Below are 20,888 nucleotides of genomic sequence, written 5' to 3' on the forward strand. Positions count from 1 at the left end.
TTTCCGATTATAGTTTAGAGTCCTTCCTCTTTTTTATACTGCTCCGCTTCTTCATCACTAATCCACTCCAGAATATTCACATAAGTACCTACCGTACCTTTACCCACCACATAAATAGTGCTATATAAGAATACAAATTTCTGGCATACATTATAATAAGAATCGTACGCAACAGGCTGAGTACACATCAGCTTTCCATTACCGTAAATGGTTCCGAAGGCTTCTGCCGTACTACCTATAATTTGATCATCAAACTCTACAAATGGTTTCAACGGATCGGAAGGATCATACTTAATTTTAAGATCATAATTCTTATAGAAGAAATCATGTAATATTATAGTATTATCTTCAGTCTTGTCTCTTTCCGCTTGTAATAACCGATGTTCCGTATTCGTCATATATGCACTAAAGAAAGAGGAAGTCAATAGACAATAGCCTTCAAATGTACTAAGTTCGAAAGGACATGCTTTTTGCATTTGAACACGAGTACGGGTACCGTACAAATCCCATACATTTTCATCTTTGGCAAGCAAATTGAACGTAACCGACAAAGAATCCGTTTTATCAATGTTCTCATAAATACCCTTCATCCGAAACTTTGCTACCCGTTCCCCTGCTTTAATGGTTACCGTATTTGATTCAACCACATATTGCTTTTTTTCAATTGCATTACTAGCCTTATCGTCTACTTCTACGCCAAAAGAACGGTCATAATCGCATATATTTGTAGCTACTACCGGAATTTCAAACCATTTCTCGCTGTCCTGCACCGGATACATAGATAATGTATCGGAGAACATCACGTAGTCGGAACCGCTGTAAGTCGTTCGGGAGAGATCATTACATCCCCAGAATCCGACAGCCAGCGTTATCAGTGCTACGATCCCTGTTATTAATAGTTTCATTGTTTCTCTATATTATCTTTATACATTATTTATTGCTTTCATTAGGCATTAAATCCACACCTGGAGCATCCAACTCATGTTGCGGGATAGGCCATACAAAACGCGGATCGTCTTTCTCTAACTTCAGCGTATTGCCCGGAGAGACAGTCGAGGTTTGTTCTTTACGTTCAAATCCCTCATGCCAACGTTTCAAGTCATTAAGGCGGAAACCTTCCATAAAGAGTTCTTTCATACGTTCTTCACTGACAGTCTTAAACCAGTTCTCTTCTGTTAGTGTGGTAGAACCACCGTAGGAAGAATAACGAGCCATACGTAAAGTAGAAATATCAATTCCGGCTTTTCCATAATAAGCTGTTCCCATCCGGCAATAAGCCTCTGCACGAATTAAATATTGCTCTGCCAACCGAAACGGCTTCGGCATGGAAACACATAATACTCTTTGGCTTATAAAATCCTGATTACCCATATATTTGATCAAAAGCGGCCAGGTTAACGCATGGGAGAAGCCGGTTGTTACCGAACCAAAATAGGCATTGTAGCGTAAATCAGCATTAGCATAGGCATCCAATACCCATTTAGCCGGTACATAATCCGGTTTATAAGATGTATAATCATAATTGAGGAATACGGTACCCAATGCGCCTCCATAGGAATTTACCTCAAACATTACTTTCCAGATGATTTCAGTAGAATTATCATACTGCCACATATACGCAAAATCATTGTAAGTAACCGAATAACTGTTCTTTGTAGCATCAGCTAATGCATACTTCTTACTATCTATCACTTTAGTGGCATACTCAACGGCCTTCTCCCACTTCTGCATATACAGGTACATACGAGCATACAAAGCATTGACTGTACCAACCGTGAAATATGCAGAATTATAGATAACCGCAGTATCATCATCATCCGCAGCCAGATATTCAGCAGCTTTAGCCAAATCATCCAAAACAAACTGATAGGAATCTTTTAAAGAAGCACGTTTTACAGGTCCCGGATTAACGTAACTGGACTGTAATACAACTCCCAGTTCATTGGCAGCCTCTTCATCACTGTCATAAGCTTTACAGAAACACTTCAGCAGTTCCGAATAAGCCAGCGCACGGGCAAAATAAATATGTCCCTTGTAGTTATCCAACTTATCCAGTTGTTCGTCATCGGAAGTAGCCGCTTCTACGGCAGCCATGTTATCAAGAACGAAATTACAACGTCCGATAACGGCATACAAACCACCATACACATATTCCACCTGTTTATTGATAGCTAATATCTCATTACGCCATACATCACCATAGACATTCGTATATCCTTTAACAGCGTAAACCTGATCTGTCTGAATATCAGGTAACAAGGTCAAGTAACCGCTATATAGGCTGCTGTTTTTAAACTGCGCATAAATACCGATCAAAGCTTGACGCACATCGCTCACTGTCTTAATAGCATCATCTTGCGGAATAGCATCTTGCGGATATTTGTCAAGACAGGAAGATGCCGAAAGCAATACCGCAACCAAAGCTATATATAATTTTATTTTTCTTATCATCACTGATTTATTTTAGAATGAAACTTCCAGTCCGAATGTGAACTGACGTGACATCGGATATTGGGCCTTGTACACATTGGACGTAGACTCCGGATCCATACCCGTGAAATTTGTAAATGTCAACAAATTCTGTCCCTGCGCATAAATACGGGCACTATTCAAAAAGCTAGTCCGCTTCAACCATTTCTGTGGGAACGTATAGCTGAGCATCAAATTCTTTAGACGCAGGAAAGATGCATCTTCAAGGAATCGTGAATCCAGTTGGGGAGTTACTCCATAACGGGGAATATCAGTCACATCTCCCGGTTTTTTCCATCGGTCGTAAAGCATACGTTTTGACTGGTTATAGGCACTGAACAGTCCGTTACTCTCCTGAAAGACTCTGTCGTTATTAAGCATCCAGCGATCAGCCACCCATGTGAACTGTGCGGAAAGTGAAAATCCCTTCCAGGAAAGTGTAGTACCAAAACCACCTTGCCAGGGAGCTTCATGTGTTTTGCCCAGCATCACCTTGTCGCTTTCATTATATTCCATAGTAATTTCACCGTCTTTGGTATACCATAAAGCATCTCCATTAATCGGATTAACTCCCGCATAACGGTTCAGATAAAATTCTCCTAACGGATGACCTACCGCAACCATTCTACCGGTATCGGAAGCTACATATTCTGTCACCCCATTATAGAGCTCGGTTATTTCATTTTTATTATAGGATACATTGGCATTCACATTCCATTTAAAGTCTTTGATGCGGAGTACATCTGCGCCGACATTAATTTCTACACCACGATTCCGCATGGCTCCCACATTATCCCAACGGGTCCCAAAACCGGTAGATGTATAAGAAATAGGAACCGCCATCAACATATTGGTCGTTTTCTTATTATAAAACTCCACATCCAAATTGATACGATCAATAAAACCTAAATGCAACGCCACATTAGTAGCCCATGTAGACTCCCAACTCAATTCTTCATTTCCTAACTGGGAAATTGCAATACCTGATTCGTTATCATACTTATATCCACCGGAAACTAAAGCCAGATGCTCATAGTTATTAATAGAAGAATTACCGGATGTACCTGTATTAACCGCAATTTGCGCATTAGTAAGCCAATCATATTTTTGCATGAACTTCTCCTTACGAAGGTTCCACATAAAACCGACTGACCAGAAAGCTCCCCAATGGTTATCGGTACCAAAACGTGAAGATCCATCCCCACGAATCGAGAAATCAGCATAGTAACGGTCATCATAATTGTATTCGCCCCGGGCAAAGAAAGAGAGAAAAGAATATTCTGTGACAGGATCTGACCATGATGAAGCAGTTGAGCCTGAAGCTAAGTTTGTCAAAATATCATTTGTCTGTCCCCGAGTAGTTAACTGGAAACCTTCATAATGATAGTTTTCACCTTCCTGACCAACCATAAAATTGAATGAATGAACATCATTCAACATAAAACGGTAGTTTGCCGTATTTGTAATCATCAGGTTAAGCATATCAAACGAGCTACGCTGCGCACCTCCATAATTATTATTTGGCTTGTAACTGGGGAAACTTTGATAAAAAGAGGTAGTATGACCATAATCAGCACTTAGCTGTGAACGGATTGTCAGATTCTTTACCGGAGTAACCTCGGCATAAAAAGTGGATAAAAGTTTGTATTTCTTATTCGACAACGGATTATTTGCCATCCATGCCAACGGATTTTCTGTCGTTCCCTTCCAACTCCCGTCATCCTGAAGTGCCAGACTTCCATCTTCCTTATAAGGGTTCCAGTAAGGCAACATAAAAAAAGACGCGGAAATAGGAGCCCATAACGCATACTCTCCATCATCACTCTGTTCAACTTCCTGATAGGCAAACATTGAATTTGTTCCTATCTTCAACCATTTATTAGCTTTTGCCTCTACATTGGCGCGAAAACCGACACGTTCGAATGTAGACCCTACTGCAATGCCATCTTGATCGTAATAACTTCCTGAAACATAATAATTCAATTTCTCCGTGCCTCCGTTTACAGATAACTCGTAATTCTGCAAAGGGGCAGTATCATTGTACACTTTATCCAGCCAGTTGATATTTGTCTTACTCAACTTTTCATAATCTTGTCCTTTATCCAGTCCAACTTCTTTCTCAAATTGAATGCGTTCATCCGTATTCATCTGATCCCAATCTTTTGAGGCTAGTTGAGAAAATCCGAGCTGTGTACGGAAAGTAACCTTAGCCGCTTCCCCCATACGCCCGCGCTTGGATGTAATAACGACCACACCATTGGAAGCACGTGCCCCATAAATAGAAGTAGAAGAAGCATCTTTTAATACTGAAATACTTTCAATATCATTAGGACTAATTGTATTGAAATCCGAACTTGAAATAGCTACTCCATCCAATATAAAAAGAGGATCTTTTCCCGAATTAATTGAATTTGTTCCGCGAATACGAAAAGTGGCTGCCTTACTGGGTTCACCAGAATCAGAAAGCACCATTAATCCTGGCGCCTGTCCTTGCAGTGCCTGGTCGAAACTCGGAGCAGGAACATCTTCCATCTTTTCAGCTTTTACCGTAGATACAGAACCTGCGATTGTTCCTTTCTTACGTACACCATACGCGACAACTACCACTTCTTCCACCATCTGTGCATCGTTTTCCATTGTCAAATTTATACGAGTAGAAGCAGTCACCTGCTTATCTATCGTTTTCATACCGACATAAGAGAACTGCAAAGTAGCAGGAGACTTCGTCACTGTGATACTGTAATTACCATTCATATCGGTAATTACTCCGTTCGTCGTACCCTTCTCCAAAACAGACACACCAATCATCGGCTGATTATCTTCCGCCGAGATAATATGTCCGGTTACCTGATATCCACCCTGCGCAAAAAGCAACAGGGGGATACTTGTCAGAGTAAAGAGTACAAACAAGAGAATTGATTTTCTCATCTTTGATACTTGAATTAAAATTAATGAAATTGATTTATTTTTATAGATTTATCTACAATGAGGAATACGCTTATCTTTGCGTAGGAAATAACAATACACCCCTTCCCCCAAAATCGGTTTTAAGCATATTCTGCACCGACCCGGGATAGGCTATTATTATCTATAAATATAGAATAGGAATAGACTAACTTGGCAAATTCTTAATATTGCGCCAAATATCCAAATAGACTTTTCGTGTTGTTGCTGTGTGAATTAAAGGTTTGACCATCTGCTCTCTTAAGTTATAAATTAAACACTAATATCACTTGTTCTGTTTAGGTGTACTTCAATATCGTTTTATTTTGTCTACAAAGATATATATTATATTTAAATAAATGAAACTATATGTCGCATATTTTATACCATATTTCCACTAATGTCTTTTTGCTACATATTTAAGTACATATAGTCCATTAAAGAAGTAAATCCATAGTATATTTCAAGGATAATTAAATATTAACGTTCATTTTAATAGCTGTTTTAATTGTTTAAACAACAATATCGTAACTCATACCAAATAGCTTATTGAGAGGATTCAACACAGAAAAGATAATTATTCAAAACTATTTCCTATTTTTGCACCCATTATATATAAATAAGGTATAAGATGAACTACGGATTTGTAAAAGTAGCCGCAGCTGTGCCACACGTAAAAGTGGCCGACTGCAAATTCAATGTAGAGAAGATAGAAAGTCTGATTGCAGTAGCCGAAGGAAAAGGAGTGCAGATCATTATTTTTCCGGAAATGAGTATTACCGGATATACTTGCGGTGACTTATTCGGACAACAACTTTTACTGGAAGAAGCAGAAATGGGACTGATGCAAATCCTGAATAACACCCGCCAATTAGACATTATTTCTATTGTTGGCATGCCTGTGGTGGTCAACTCGACAGTGATTAATGCAGCTGCAGTGATTCAAAAAGGAAAAGTGTTAGGAGTTACCGCTAAAACCTATCTCCCGAATTATAAAGAATTCTACGAACAACGTTGGTTTACCTCGGCGCTTCAGTTGACAACAAATAATGTACGTCTCTGTGGACAAATCGTTCCGATAGGTTCTAATCTGCTTTTTGAGACTTCAGATACGACTTTTGGCATCGAGATATGCGAGGACCTTTGGTCTACTATACCTCCGAGTTCTTCATTAGCACTGCAAGGTGCAGAAATTCTTTTCAATATGTCTGCTGATAATGAAGGTATTGGAAAGAATAATTATCTTTGTTCTCTCATCAGCCAACAATCTGCACGTTGTATTGCCGGATATGTATTCTCGTCTTGTGGCTTTGGAGAATCTACTACCGATGTAGTTTTTGCCGGTAACGGGTTCATTTATGAAAACGGTTCACTGCTTGCACACAGCGAACGTTTCAGCATGAAAGAACAGCTGATTATCAGCGAAATTGATGTGGAACGTATCCGGGCAGAACGCAGGATAAATACAACCTTTGCAGCTAATCAAGCAAACTTAGGGGATAAAAAGGCGGTTTCTATTGCGACTGAATTTGTCAACAGCAAAGAGCTAACCTTAACCCGGAAGTTTAATTCTCATCCTTTTGTACCGCAAGGAATAGAGCTAAATGAACATTGTGAAGAAGTGTTCTCCATACAGGTAGCGGGATTGGCACAAAGGCTTGTCCATACAGGAGCTAAAACTGCTGTAATCGGTATCTCTGGCGGGTTGGATTCAACATTGGCATTACTTGTATGTGTGAAGACTTTTGATAAGTTGGGATTGTCCAGAAAGGATATTCTCGGCATTACGATGCCAGGATTCGGAACGACCGACCGTACTTATCATAATGCCATCGATCTAATGAAATCGCTGGGTATCTCTATTCGTGAAATCAGTATCAAAGATGCTTGCATTCAACATTTTAAGGATATAGACCATAATATTAATGTACACGATGTCACATACGAAAATTCTCAAGCACGCGAACGTACACAAATATTGATGGATGTGGCGAACCAGACTTGGGGAATGGTTATTGGTACAGGAGATTTATCAGAACTTGCACTAGGATGGGCAACATATAATGGCGATCATATGTCCATGTATGGAGTGAATGCGAGTGTCCCTAAAACTCTCGTAAAATACTTGGTACAATGGGTGGCAGTAAATGGCATGGATGAAAATTCGAAAGCGACTTTACTCGATATTGTAGATACTCCCATCAGTCCGGAACTGATTCCGGCAGATGAAAACGGAGAAATTAAACAGAAAACAGAAGATTTGGTGGGTCCTTATGAACTACATGACTTCTTCCTATATTATTTCTTACGTTTCGGTTTCCGGCCTTCCAAGATATTCTATCTGGCAAATATTGCATTCAAAGATATGTATGATGAAAAAACCATCAAGAAATGGCTTTCTACCTTCTTCCGTCGTTTCTTTAATCAACAGTTCAAGCGTTCTTGCTTGCCGGACGGTCCTAAAGTAGGAAGTATTTCTATCAGCCCGAGAGGAGATTGGAGAATGCCGAGCGATGCCAGTTCAGCCATGTGGCTTAAAGAAATAGAGGCCTTGTAAGGACGTCCTATCAATAGGCTTGTGCCACCGCATTGGCACAACTGTGCCAGCATGATGGCATGGTTGTGACAATACGGTGGCACAGCTGTGACAGAGCGATGGTAAAGATATGGCATATTATAACTCTCCACCTTCCATTACTTCTTTTCTTATTTGCTCCACATTTGCTTCCTTGATTCTTCTAATAATATTCTTATAAATTCGATGAAAGCCATAGCCTCCTTCAGTCATTTCATGGATTGCATCTTCTTTTGAAACATTCTGAAAAATGATACGATAAAACGCACAAACAGCCCCTGTACGGTCAGAGCCGTGGTGACAATGGAAAACAATAGGCGCTTTACGATTTTTAATAATGCGTAATGCCTGTATCAATTGCTTTTCACTAATCGAATGTGCTTTAGTTTTTACCCGGTGAAGTTTTATACTTGTTCCTTTTGCTTCGTCATCATCACTATGTCTGTTTCGTAGATTAAGTACTTCTCCAATACCATACTTTTCTAAAGCTTTAAAGCCCTCTTTTGAAGGTTGCTCCGAACGATATACGCCCGAATCTATTTGATACAAATTTGTCAAATCACTATCAGACAGAATAATCTTATCCGCTTTCAGATTTTGACCGAAAAGAGAGACGGATAAGACTATCGCCAATAAGCATAGTGGGATTTGCTTTTGCATAAGCAATATGGATATGATTCTAAAAAACATTAAAGCACACCCTTACTAGATGGAAGTTCAAAATGATAGATATCTCTTTTAATTGCCATTTTCAAAGCACGGGCAAGGGCTTTAAAAATTCCTTCTATCTTATGATGTTCATTCTGTCCTTCCGCTTTGATGTTCAAATTCATCTTTGCCGCGTCACTTAGTGACTTAAAGAAATGAAGGAACATTTCCGTCGGCATCTCTCCTATCTTCTCACGCTTGAATTCAGCATCCCAAACTAACCAGGGACGACCACCGAAGTCCAGACAAACCTGACAAAGACAATCATCCATCGGTAAGGCATAGCCATAACGTTCAATCCCTCGTTTGCTACCTAAAGCCTGATAGATACATTCGCCCAGTGCGATAGCAGTGTCTTCGATCGTATGATGTTCATCTACTTCCAAATCTCCTTTAACACGGATGGTTAAGTCCATGCCAGAATGTTTTCCAATCTGCTCAAGCATGTGATCGAAAAAGCCAAGACCGGTAAAAATGTCACAAGTTCCATTTCCATCAAGATTCAAAGCAACATAAATATCTGTTTCTTTTGTAGTACGACGTACTTCCGCTTTCCGTTCTCCGGCAAAAAGGAATTCGGCTATCCGATCCCAATCAGTAGTTGCAAGAACACAGACTTCTTCTAATCCTTTTTCTTTCAGAGCTTCGGTCGAGTCTTGCAAATAAATTGCCCGGCAACCGATATTTTTGGCAAGTTCCACATCTGTGGGACGATCGCCTATTACAAAACTTCCGGCAAGATCGTATTCCGGATTATCCAGATACTTCGTCAACATTCCGGTACGCGGTTTGCGGGTGGGCGCATTATCTTCAGGAAAACTACGGTCTATCAGAATCTCATCAAAAGTAATCCCCTCCCCTTCCAATGTTTTAAGCATCAAGTTATGGGCAGGCCAGAATGTTTCTTCCGGAAAAGAAGGTGTACCCAATCCATCCTGGTTAGTGACCATCACAAATTCAAAATCGAGCTTACTGCGGATAAAGCCCAAATTACGGAATACTTTCGGATAGAATTCCAGTTTTTCCAATGAGTCGAGTTGGTAATCTACAGGAGGTTCGATCACCAACGTGCCGTCTCTATCTATAAATAATACTTTCTTCTTCATAAATTATCCTTGATAGTTTTTAAGAGCTGCCAATAGGGTATTATTTTCGACACGAGTACCGACAGTCACACGCAAACAGTTGCAGCAAAGTGAAATGTTATGGCGATTACGCACTATTATTCCTTCCCCTACCAAATAATTATAGATTTTCACGGCATCCGTCACTTTTGCCAAAAAGAAATTCGCATCGGACGGGAACAGTTTAATGGTACATGGAAGTTTTTCAAATTCCGCTTCCAGATAATCACGCTCTTCCTTCAACGTTTTCACCCAACGTTCTATCTCATAGTGCTTATGCAACATAGAAATAGCTTGTTGTTGAGTCAACTGATTGACATTATAGGGATATTTGATTTTACTAAGAATGTCTATAATTTCTTTGGAAGCAAAAGCCATTCCCAAGCGAATTGCAGCACATCCCCAAGCCTTGGAGAATGTTTGGAATACGACAAGGTTGGGATATTTATCCAGCTCTTCGAGGAAAGACGGAGCCTGGGAAAAATCATTGTAAGCCTCATCCAACATCACCAATCCTTCGAACTGACAAAGTACCTTTACAATTTCAGAACGGAGCAAGTCATTTCCTGTTGGATTATTAGGCGAGCAAAGGAAAATCAATTTGGTGTGTTCGTCGGTAGCCGACAGCAGTTTATCGGCAGAGAACTGGAAGTCATCATCCAGTAATACTTTCCGGTATTCCACATCGTTCACATCGGCACAAACCTGATACATACCATAAGTAGGGTCGATGGCTACGACATTATCTTTTCCCGGTTCGCAGAATGCACGAAAAACCAAGTCGATGGCTTCATCGCTACCGTTTCCAAGAAAAATATGCTTGGGAGATACTTTTTTGATTTTCGACAACAACGTCTTCAGTTCGCACTGCATAGGATCCGGATAGCGATTATGAGGCGTATTGTAAGGGTTTTCGTTTGCATCCAGGAAAACAGAGGCTGTAACTCCTTTATATTCATCTCGTGCCGAAGAGTAGGGTTTTAATTTCCAGATATTCGGTCGGGTTAGTTCTTGTAACGTTTTCACTTCTTTAAGTTTTAAATTATGAATTTTGAATTGCTTTGAGACGAACTGTGACGGCATTTTTATGTGCATCCAGCTGTTCATTAGCCGCCATCTCTTCAATAGCAGGACCGATAGCTTTTATTCCTTCCGGGAGGATTTCCTGAAATGTAATCTTACGGATAAAACTATCCAGACTTACACCGCTATAGGCTTTGGCATAACCGTTGGTCGGCAGGGTGTGATTCGTTCCGGAAGCATAGTCGCCGGCACTCTCGGGAGTTAATGAACCTAAGAAGACAGAACCTGCATTTATCACACGTTCGGCCACTTCCATATAGTTCTCCGTTTCTATGATTAGATGTTCCGGAGCATACGCGTTAGTCAGTTCCAATGCTTCATCCAGATCCTTCACTAAAATCAATTTACTATTCTCCAGTGATTTCGCCGCAATTTCACGACGGGGAAGTTCTGCTAATTGACGCTCCACTTCTTCCATCACCTCTGTTTGAAGTTTCTCGGAAGTGGTAATCAATATAGCCTGGCTATCTATTCCGTGTTCTGCCTGTGACAAAAGATCTGCTGCTACAAAAACCGGATTGGCAGATGCATCAGCCAAGACTTCCACTTCTGAAGGACCGGCAGGCATATCAATAGCTACATCACGCAGGCTTACCAACTGTTTGGCAGCTGTCACATATTGATTGCCGGGGCCAAATATCTTATATACTTTGGGGACACTCTCCGTTCCATAGGCCATAGCGGCAATAGCCTGCACACCACCAGCCTTGAATATTTTGCTGACACCTGCCAATTGCGCAGCAAAAAGGATAGCCGGATGAATATTTCCATTTTTATCGGGAGGCGTACAAAGTACGATTTCCTTGCATCCTGCAATTTTAGCCGGAACAGCCAACATTAATACAGTTGAGAAAAGCGGTGCTGTTCCACCCGGAATATATAAGCCGACCTTTTCGATTCCCACTGATTTTTGCCAGCAAGTTACCCCATTCATTGTCTCTACCTTCTTCCCGACAAAACGCTGGGAAGAGTGGAATGTTTCAATGTTTTGTTTAGCTAAAGAAATGGCAGCCTTTAGTTCATCGTTTACTAATGTCCCGGCGGCTTGAACCTCTTCAGGAGTCACAGCAAGTGCGGACAAGGTTACTTTATCAAAAGCAGCCTCATATTCCAATACTGCTTTATCGCCTTCTGTCCTTACCTTATTTATAATAGAACGAACAGTATCGAACAAACTTTCCGTATTTAGTGCCGGACGTTTCAAAAGTTCTGTCCATTGCTCTTTTGAGGGATATTTAATCAATTTCATGGTTCATATTTTATCAGGAACGAATTTTCGTTCCTATCTATTTATACAATCATCTTTTCAATCGGCAGTACCAAAATACCTTCTGCTCCCAGTCCTTTCAATTTTCCGATAATTTCCCAAAAACGTTTTTCATCAAGTACTGTATGAACAGAACACCAGCCTTCCTGTGCCAATGGCATCACTGTAGGACTCTTCATACCGGGCAATACAGCTATGATTTCTTCCAGTTTGTCTTTTGGAGCATTCATCAATACATATTTTTTATCTTCAGCTGTTTTTACTGCGTTCATACGGAACAGCAATTCTTCGAGCACTTCTTTTTTCTCTTCGCTCATGTTCTTGTTGCCAATCAACAATGCTTCCGACTTCATTACAACTTCCACTTCTTTCAAGCGGTTGCTGACCAAAGTAGAACCGGAACTTACAATATCAAAAATGGCATCAGCCAATCCAATACCCGGAGACACCTCTACCGAACCGGTTATCACATGTATTTCGGCATTTACGCTATTTTTTTTCAGGAAGTTACGAAGAATAACCGGATAAGAGGTAGCAATCTTCTTGCCTTCAAACCATGACAAACCGGGATATTCAATATCCTTCGGCATAGCCAGTGACAGACGACATTTGCTGAATCCCAGACGTTTGACAATTTCCGCATCTTCCTCCTTTTCCATAAACTCGTTCTCACCAACAATTCCCAAATCAGCTACCCCGGTAGCTACCGTTTGCGGAATATCATCATCACGAAGAAATAGAACTTCGATAGGAAAGTTAGAAGACTGTACCAACAAGGTACGTTTAGTAGTGCTTAACTTGATATCTGACTCTTCTAAAAGTGCCATTGTCTCTTCGAAGAGACGTCCTTTGGCTTGTACTGCGATTCTTAACATGACTTTATTTAATTACTAATTATTAATTACAAATACAATCTGCGTTGAAAAACAAAAAAGGCTTACCGCATTCGGTAAGCCTTCGTTATCGTTTATATAGTTATACACAATATCATCCACGCCCACCGATTATTCGTTAGGAAAATGATGATGATGATGTGTAGCTGTATATTTCATATTTCTTTTATTAACTGCGACAAAAGTAAAGTATTTGTTTGATACTACCAAACATTTATCACAAAAACTTAAGTTTTTATTTCAAATTAATGGTAATATCTCTTCCGATTCTACATCACATTTCGAAAAATGCATTTCATCTTTCGACTTTTCTTTCGAGAAAGTAAAGTAAGTACAAACTGATTCTGTACAGACTTCTCCATCCTTATTATATAACTTTGCTTCAACAATAACGATGTTCCGCTTTACCTCTTTAATAGACGCGCGTAATACGATATGAGAATCTTTGGTATCAATCGATTTTCGGTAACGAGTTTCCATCTTCGACGTCACCCCCGTGGTTTGTAGTTTACGAAGTATAACCCAGGCACAGATTTCATCCATCAAGACAGCTTGAATACCGCCATGCAAGGTATCAATCCAGCCTTGATATTCGGGACGTGGTTTCCAAATGCTTACCACTTCGTCACCATCTTCGTAAAATTCCATTTTTAATCCGGCTTCATTATTGGAAGCACAACCAAAGCAGTTGTACCCTTCCAAACCTTTCCAGGGATTTATTATCTTCTTCATAGTTCTCTCTTTTAGTTAGTTTTACTTCCCAAATATAAGCAATTTATGGAAAAGAGAAGCCTTTTTCGTCGATTTACTTTCTGATGCAACGAATGGCAAAGGCTTTTGTATCAACACCTGCATTAGATTCTTCAATGATATCCGTATCACTTTTCAGATAGAAAACCTTGATATCGATAGCGGCATTTGCATTATCCAGTGTCCAATATGCCAGATGTTTTTTCTCGTAATCAGTTTGAAAAGCCCCCACATACATTCCTACAGGTATTCCATTAAAACCGGATAAATTAGTTGCAGGCTGTACCTGTTCTCCCGCTTTCAAAGGTAACCAAGTACCTGATTTCAGCAAAGAAGCCTCTCCATTCAGATAGTCTTTTAAAATGTTCCAGTCTTTCCAATCCGGTATACTCCAATGAGCAGGCAGAATTTTATTAGAAAGTACTACATTAGCTGTATAAAAATAGTGTTCCGTAGTAGATTGCAGATATCCGACAACATTCGCTGTCACTGCATCCAGTCTGGGAAGTGCTTCACCGCCAACATACGAAGATGCCTCCAGATTATCCCGCATCCAATATTGTGTTCCAATCTTCACTAACGGATAATTATGAATGATTCCTCCACGTACATCACGAACGATATCTTCCAAAGCCAAAACAGATAGTACGTCATCTGCTGTCGTAACAGATAAAGAAACGGTTCCGTTTGCCATCACATATACATTATTACGAATCGGCAAAATTCCGTCAACATAGGCCAATGAGTAATCTTCCATATTCCATGATACGCTTCCTCCATTCACTTTTCCGGATTTCCCTAGCAACTGTGCTACAACACCTTGAGATAAGTCCACACTACCATCTTTTTTCATCGGATAGGCAACGATTGCCTGCGAAGAAAATTCCGGAGTAACAAGATACTCCTTACATATTTCAGCTACTTGCTTTCCCGAATGTAACACTTTATACACATTCGACTTTTCAAAAGTTAACTTCGAAACATCTATGTATTTATGAAGCGTGACTGATTCTGTATGATCTATTTCGGTTCCGTCCCAATCTCCGATTTCCCCATTCACTTTGCTCATTAATACATCTTCGGCTGATACAAACTTTATTTCCAATTCGCGCTGCTTTCCACTTTTTAATTGTAAAGTAGATGGTAATGGGCTTATATATAGCTTTCCTGCAGCTTCCAACGTTATGTATTGGTATCCCGGAGTCGCCTCCTGCGGTATCAAAATAAATTCCTTTCCTATCAGTCGTCCGTCTTTTATCTCCCATTCTCCTGCAGGAATAATATCTTTCTCTTCGGAATAACCAGAGAAAGTCTTTTTCTGAAAATCATAACTTGTTTTAGTATAAAAGCCACTCACCGAAAGCGTAGGCTTAACGGATAACATATCTTCCAAATTCTCCCCCTCTCCAGGAATAAGAACAATTTTCAGACGAAAAAACTGATGATTATAGGTCAGAGCGACCGCCTCCTTACTGGCTAAGACCTCTTCTTTAGAAGCAATTAGGAAATCAGAATGTGAATAATCGTCAGGAATATTTTGAGTCGTTGAAACCGCCACCTGCATGGTGCTCTCCCCTATCCCCACGCCACTCTTTTGATAAGGATAATAACTGATTAAATTCAATGTAACTCCATCATCCGGATAGTATACCGACTCGTTAGATTCAAACTCACCATTGGATGAACGTATGAAATGAAGATTATCCACATAACGTTCTTCTTGCATTGTAGTGGTTCCGGCAAGAGCAAACAGACCGACTTCATCCCCTTCAGCAAAGTTATTATTTGCCATACGGGTACCAACTGATTCACGAATATCGGCAATAAATTTCAATGGAATATCTCCATTATTAACACTATCCTCCTCTTCCTCCGAAATATGGTTCACACAAGCACTAAGCAAGATAGTACAAAAAACAAGTAAACCCACGCCCCTTTGTAGGTTATAAAATAGTTTCATCATATTTATTTTTTAATTTTCCAATAGAAACTTTTGATTGAACAGAAAGAATAGCATAAGAGGAAGTATTCGCTTTCGGTTATGGGATACTGAACAACACGTCTGTTGTACTGAGGAATCATCAATTTCAAGATATCATTTTGATGTCTTGAAAGCAAAAGTATATAATTATATTAAGTCGGAGTATAGTTTCTATAGGAAAATTTCACATTTTCATCTATAACGCAAACAATCAACAAGTTACAAACGACTAGTCAGGAACAAAGAATTAAACTCTCACATTATTATATTAAGAGCCTGCTAATTTCAGAAAGAATATCCCACTTCTATTCCGGCAATGTGTCTGCCTTGCGAAGATGCATATTGATAACAATAGAATGCATCCAACGACCAACGTTTGGCCAAAGCTATTTCTACTCCGGGACGATAACGCATACGATCGGCTCTCCAAAAAGAAACGTCATCCAAACTCTGATAGATTTCAACAGAGAAATAGGGAGAAACAATTCCTTTTGTAGGAGCATAAGATAATTTCAAGCGGGAACGCAAACGAGTTTCAGAGTTGCCACGATCAAAAGTCTGCTGAAATCTTTCCCTTACAGCTACTTTCAACCATTGATAACGAAAACTGACAGTAGCAGTTATATGATAGCGATGCCTGAACTTCCAGTCCGAGTCACCCAAATTCCGAAGATGGGTTTCATAGCCAACCCCCAGATTCAAAAATGAATAGGGTCGGTAACTTCCGCCAACAGTCAGCCCCCAACGATCCAATTTACTCACATCATCTTTCATGCGCAATTCCAAATCACCTGAAACTGAAAACCGGGAATCTATCTTATGGTTTACCTTGAATTTAGTCCATGTATTAAAATCGTCACTTTGTGCCCATGCAGAAAGTGATATTCCAAGCAACAGCACAAATAATAGCCAAGTCTTAGTATTTAATAATATTCTACTCATTGATTTTCGGGTTAAAGTTACAAAGATAACAAATTATCTCCGGCAAAAGAAAGGCACAATACTGAATTTATTCTGAAAAGATTATGTTCGTCTTCTGCCTAAATTCTCATTTGCATATTGTATCTTTGCCTAAGAAACTCTAAAATCATCGGATATGGACAACTTGATGCGTAAACTTCCTATTGGAATACAGACATTCGAAGGGATACGGAAGGATAATTATCTTTATGTGGATAAAACAGCACTTATATGGCGTATGGCTAACCTAGGAAAGCCATATTTTCTAAGCAGGCCGCGTCGCTTTGGTAAAAGCTTATTAATTTCTACATTCGATGCTTATTTTCAAGGAAAAAAAGAGCTATTCGATGGTTTGGCTATTGAACAACTGGAGACGAAATGGGAACAACATCCTGTTTTACATCTTGATCTGAATGCCAAAAAATATGAAACGGCAGCAGATTTAATTGCAATGCTAAACCAATATTTAGAAAAATGGGAAGCTATTTACGGCAATGAGAAAAAAGACCGTAGCCCTGAGGAGCGCTTTAGTTATGTAATCGAACAAGCTTCCTTGAAAACAGGAAAAGGTGTCGTCGTATTGGTGGACGAATACGACAAACCGCTTTTGCAGGCTATTACCCGTCCGAAATTATTCGAAGACTATCGTCAGACATTAAAAGCCTTTTATGGAGTACTAAAAAGCGCCGACGCATATCTCCGTTTTGTTTTCCTGACCGGAGTTACGAAGTTCTCACAAGTCAGCGTATTCAGCGATTTGAATCAGTTGAATGATATTAGTCTCGACTATTCTTACGCCACACTTTGCGGCATCACCCGTGAAGAACTAAAGAGTACTTTCGAACCCGAAATTGAAGTTTTCGGGCACAAAAATCATCAGACTCCAGAAGAGGTAGTCACAGCAATGGAACGCAACTATGACGGCTATCATTTTCATCCGGATGGTGCAGGAGTATTCAATCCGTTCAGTGTGTTGAATGCTTTCAGCAAACTGGAGTTGGGTAGCTATTGGTTCCAGACTGGCACACCGACATTTTTGGTTGAACTACTGCAAAAAAGTGAGTATGATCTCCGTACTTTATTAAATGGCATAGAAGCACCTACATCTTCTTTTGCAGAATACAGAATGGATGCTAATAATCCCGTACCGCTGATTTATCAAAGTGGATATTTGACTATTAAGGATTACGACAGACGGTTTAATAATTATTTACTTGACTTTCCTAACGATGAGGTACGTTACGGATTCATTAACTTTCTTGTGCCATTCTACACTCCGATGAAGAACAATGATCAGGGATTTTATATTGGAAAATTCATTGATGAATTGGAGAAAGGTGATTACGAATCTTTCCTCACCCGTCTGGAAGCTTTCTTTGCCGATATTCCGTATGAATTGAATGACCAGACTGAACGCCACTATCAGGTTATCTTCTATCTCGTATTCAAATTGATGGGACAATTCACGGAAGCGGAAGTGCGCAGCACCCGTGGACGTGCCGATGCTATGGTTAAAACGCCGAAATATGTCTATGTGTTTGAGTTCAAATTAAATGGAACAGCAGAAGAAGCGATGAAGCAAATTGACGAGAAAGGATATCTGATTCCTTATCAGAAAGACCATCGGGAAATAATAAAAATCGGAGTGGAATTTAGTGCGGAAACTCGCAATATCAATCGTTGGCTGGTAGAGACGAGGTAAATATGATAAAACATTTCGGGAAGAATCGTAGCTACGAACTTCCCGAAATAAAAACCGATACCATTGAAAATAAACACTTGTTATCCTCTTTTGGAAACAAGTGTTTTTCAATCTAACCTAATATACCTGAAACTAATCTGACTCTTTTGATTTTGCATTCCAAACCAATAATGCAAAGAATACCGACAGCAGAGCCGCTCCTATCCAGAACCAATTGATATAAGTGAAATCATAAACATCGACTCCATTCTGAACCGTCTTCTGCCCCTCTATCAGAACACCACTCATTACATCCTGTAATCCGGCCCCAATATAACTGGCAATGCCGACTACCCCCAATGCTGCTCCCGACGCATTGCGAGGAGCAATATCGACTGCCATCAGGCCACCTAAAAAACAAATGAGAACTCCGATACCCAAACCGAAAAGAACCATGGCCAACACATCTATCCAGAAGTGTACGCCGGGAACCAACAAGAACAGGCTAAGTGCAAGAACATTCATCAATCCGAAAATCAGGGCGGGAACATTTCGACAACCGCCAAATAACTTGTCAGAAATAACACCCGAAAATATGGTACCTACGATACCACAGACTGGACAAATGGAAATAATGAAGCTGGCATCCAACGTGGAATATCCTTTTTGCGCTTCTAGATAAAAAACACCCCAGCTATTGATAGCATAGCGACTGATATACATAAAAGCACTCGAAAGAGCCAGTATCCAGATGGCAGGCATCATCAATACCTGGCGTTGGGCTTTATTAAAGTCTGTCGTTTCCACCACACTCATCTCCTCTTTCTGTTTGGGAACATTTACAGGAGGAAAGCCCTGACTCTCGGGAGTGTCATGGAAGAACTTCCACACAATTAAAGCACCAAGCAAACCAACAATACCGGCACCGAAGAAACCGTATCTCCACCCCAATACACTAACGATAGACGCAACAATTAGGAAGGTCAACGCCTCACCGATATTGTGGCTGGCAGACCAAAATCCGTAATAGGAACCTCGTTCTTTGTCCGTGAACCAACGGGAAAGTCCCACTACACAAGAAGCAGCACCCATAGACTGAAACCAGCCACTAATCCCCCAAAGGAGAGCAAACAGAATAAAAGAATGGGTAAAACCCAGGCACAGGTTCACTAAAGCAGTTACCAGTAAACCGGTAGTCATAAAGCGGTTGATATTGCTACGGTCGGCCAGAAAACCATTCGTAAATTTTCCAAGGGCGTAAGTAAAGAACAATACCGAACCGATAATTCCCAGTTCTGTTTCGGAGAAAATTCCTTCATCTACGATGGGCTTCTTCACGACATTCAGGCTAAGACGACAAACATAGTACATGCCGTAACCGAAAGTGGCTGAAAGAAAAGTAGACCATTTCAGGTATTTCAGACGACGGGCATCGGAATGAAGATGTTGTGAGCCGGATGAAGACAAAGCTTCCCCGTTACAAGGTCTCGGTGAAGAGACCTTGTAAAAGTTTATAAGTTGTTTCAACATGAAAAAGTCTATTTAGTCGTGAAGTTTCTTTTTGCGCAGATACTCCAATAAGAGGGCAGGACGGTCAGTTTGAATTAATTTGGCTCCCTGATTAATGATCCATCCCCAGCTTTCATCCGGTTGATGAAGTTCTACTGCACGGTCGTCATCATGACCACCACATAATTCGGGCCAAAGAGAGTTTATAAACAACTTAGAACCCGTATCACGCACTTTTTTTATCAGGTTAAGCACCTCAGGACTATCATTATCAAACACTAACTCATAAGCAGCAGGCTTCATGTGAATCTTGTAACTGTCAATAATAGCTTCGGCTCCTTTTTTATGCAACTGTACAATAGGCATAAAAATCACTTTATCCAATACAGCACCGTTTTCGGCTTTCACTTGTTCATAAGGAAGGCCGGCTTTGATAACACACTGGTCAACCGTTCCCGTCTTTTCGAGTACAATATAAGCTTCCTGAAAATAATCATACCCCTTATCAATATTTACCATGATCTTACCTTTGCAGAGCAACATCACTTCTTCCAATGTAGGAATCTGATGTCTTGTCTTACAAGCTACTCCATTTTTAAGACGCATTGCTTTCAATTCGGCCAATGTATAATCTTCCACCAGTCCTTTTCCAGACATGGTACGATTGATCGTTTTATCATGCATCACTACTAAATGTCCGTCTTTGGTTCGTTTCAAATCGATCTCCACCATATCGACACCCATATCAATGCAATTCTGTATACCTTGCAATGAGTTTTCCGGGGCATTACGCCAGTCAGCCCGGTGGGATACAACCAATATTTTATCTGGATGATTTCCCAGCAGATTTTCTCTGATTTCAGCTATTCTATTTTGAGCAACAGCCAGTTGCACCAAACACAGAAGAAGTATGAAGTTACATATCCGTTTCATAAGTTCAAGCAT

At 40.1% G+C, this 20,888-nt stretch carries 15 protein-coding genes; 2 read left to right on the forward strand and 13 right to left on the reverse strand.

Features of this window, described 5'->3' with window-relative positions:
- Positions 1–14: 14 nt before the first annotated feature.
- From KSX81_RS27555 to KSX81_RS27565, 3 genes are read right to left on the reverse strand one after another with little or no spacing between them, the layout of a single operon-like run.
- Complete coding sequence (locus tag KSX81_RS27555; protein ID WP_004296899.1) at positions 15–905, reverse strand: DUF4984 domain-containing protein; 891 nt, start codon at positions 903–905, stop codon at positions 15–17.
- Between the two features lie 25 nt (positions 906–930).
- Positions 931–2,451: a RagB/SusD family nutrient uptake outer membrane protein gene (locus KSX81_RS27560; protein WP_004296900.1), complete on the reverse strand. Its 1,521-nt coding sequence runs from the start codon at positions 2,449–2,451 to the stop codon at positions 931–933.
- 12 nt (positions 2,452–2,463) lie between these two features.
- Positions 2,464–5,397, reverse strand: a complete 2,934-nt coding sequence (locus KSX81_RS27565) for a SusC/RagA family TonB-linked outer membrane protein (RefSeq protein ID WP_004296901.1) — start codon at positions 5,395–5,397, stop codon at positions 2,464–2,466.
- A 646-nt stretch (positions 5,398–6,043) separates the two neighbouring features.
- Between KSX81_RS27565 and KSX81_RS27570 the strand changes: the two genes are divergently transcribed.
- Entirely contained in the window at positions 6,044–7,969 is a 1,926-nt protein-coding gene (locus KSX81_RS27570; protein WP_004296903.1) for an NAD(+) synthase, read from the forward strand.
- Positions 7,970–8,086: 117 nt separating this feature from the next.
- Here the strand turns inward: KSX81_RS27570 and KSX81_RS27575 are convergent, their stop codons facing one another.
- The 8 genes from KSX81_RS27575 to KSX81_RS27610 form a co-directional block, all read right to left on the reverse strand.
- On the reverse strand, positions 8,087–8,647 hold the full coding sequence (locus KSX81_RS27575; protein WP_032852123.1) for a dual specificity protein phosphatase family protein: 561 nt from the start codon (positions 8,645–8,647) through the stop codon (positions 8,087–8,089).
- A 29-nt stretch (positions 8,648–8,676) separates the two neighbouring features.
- Complete coding sequence (hisB, locus tag KSX81_RS27580; protein WP_004296905.1) at positions 8,677–9,801, reverse strand: bifunctional histidinol-phosphatase/imidazoleglycerol-phosphate dehydratase HisB; 1,125 nt, start codon at positions 9,799–9,801, stop codon at positions 8,677–8,679.
- A 3-nt stretch (positions 9,802–9,804) separates the two neighbouring features.
- On the reverse strand, positions 9,805–10,902 hold the full coding sequence (gene hisC / locus KSX81_RS27585) for a histidinol-phosphate transaminase (RefSeq protein ID WP_004296906.1): 1,098 nt from the start codon (positions 10,900–10,902) through the stop codon (positions 9,805–9,807).
- The gene (gene hisD / locus KSX81_RS27590; RefSeq protein ID WP_004296907.1) at positions 10,862–12,151 is read right to left on the reverse strand and encodes a histidinol dehydrogenase; all 1,290 of its coding nucleotides are present in this window, start codon (positions 12,149–12,151) and stop codon (positions 10,862–10,864) included. The genes hisC and hisD overlap by 41 nt, the downstream gene beginning before the upstream one ends.
- A gap of 41 nt (positions 12,152–12,192) precedes the next feature.
- On the reverse strand, positions 12,193–13,044 hold the full coding sequence (hisG, locus tag KSX81_RS27595) for an ATP phosphoribosyltransferase (RefSeq protein WP_004296908.1): 852 nt from the start codon (positions 13,042–13,044) through the stop codon (positions 12,193–12,195).
- 258 nt (positions 13,045–13,302) lie between these two features.
- On the reverse strand, positions 13,303–13,794 hold the full coding sequence (locus tag KSX81_RS27600; RefSeq protein ID WP_004296910.1) for a PaaI family thioesterase: 492 nt from the start codon (positions 13,792–13,794) through the stop codon (positions 13,303–13,305).
- A gap of 73 nt (positions 13,795–13,867) precedes the next feature.
- On the reverse strand, positions 13,868–15,772 hold the full coding sequence (locus KSX81_RS27605) for a fimbrillin family protein (protein WP_032843764.1): 1,905 nt from the start codon (positions 15,770–15,772) through the stop codon (positions 13,868–13,870).
- A gap of 306 nt (positions 15,773–16,078) precedes the next feature.
- Positions 16,079–16,735: a DUF2490 domain-containing protein gene (locus KSX81_RS27610; RefSeq protein WP_004296912.1), complete on the reverse strand. Its 657-nt coding sequence runs from the start codon at positions 16,733–16,735 to the stop codon at positions 16,079–16,081.
- 154 nt (positions 16,736–16,889) lie between these two features.
- Between KSX81_RS27610 and KSX81_RS27615 the strand changes: the two genes are divergently transcribed.
- Positions 16,890–18,455, forward strand: coding sequence for an ATP-binding protein (locus KSX81_RS27615; RefSeq protein ID WP_004296913.1), 1,566 nt, complete (start codon positions 16,890–16,892; stop codon positions 18,453–18,455).
- Between the two features lie 132 nt (positions 18,456–18,587).
- On the opposite strand, the gene KSX81_RS27620 is transcribed toward KSX81_RS27615, so the two are convergent.
- Positions 18,588–19,964, reverse strand: a complete 1,377-nt coding sequence (locus KSX81_RS27620; RefSeq protein WP_004319539.1) for an MFS transporter — start codon at positions 19,962–19,964, stop codon at positions 18,588–18,590.
- A 12-nt stretch (positions 19,965–19,976) separates the two neighbouring features.
- Positions 19,977–20,876: a glycerophosphodiester phosphodiesterase family protein gene (locus KSX81_RS27625; protein ID WP_004319541.1), complete on the reverse strand. Its 900-nt coding sequence runs from the start codon at positions 20,874–20,876 to the stop codon at positions 19,977–19,979.
- Between the last annotated feature and the right edge of the window lie 12 nt (positions 20,877–20,888).

The organism is Bacteroides sp. MSK.18.37 (genome assembly GCF_019129155.2).
Taxonomy (GTDB): Bacteria; Bacteroidota; Bacteroidia; order Bacteroidales; family Bacteroidaceae; genus Bacteroides; species Bacteroides ovatus.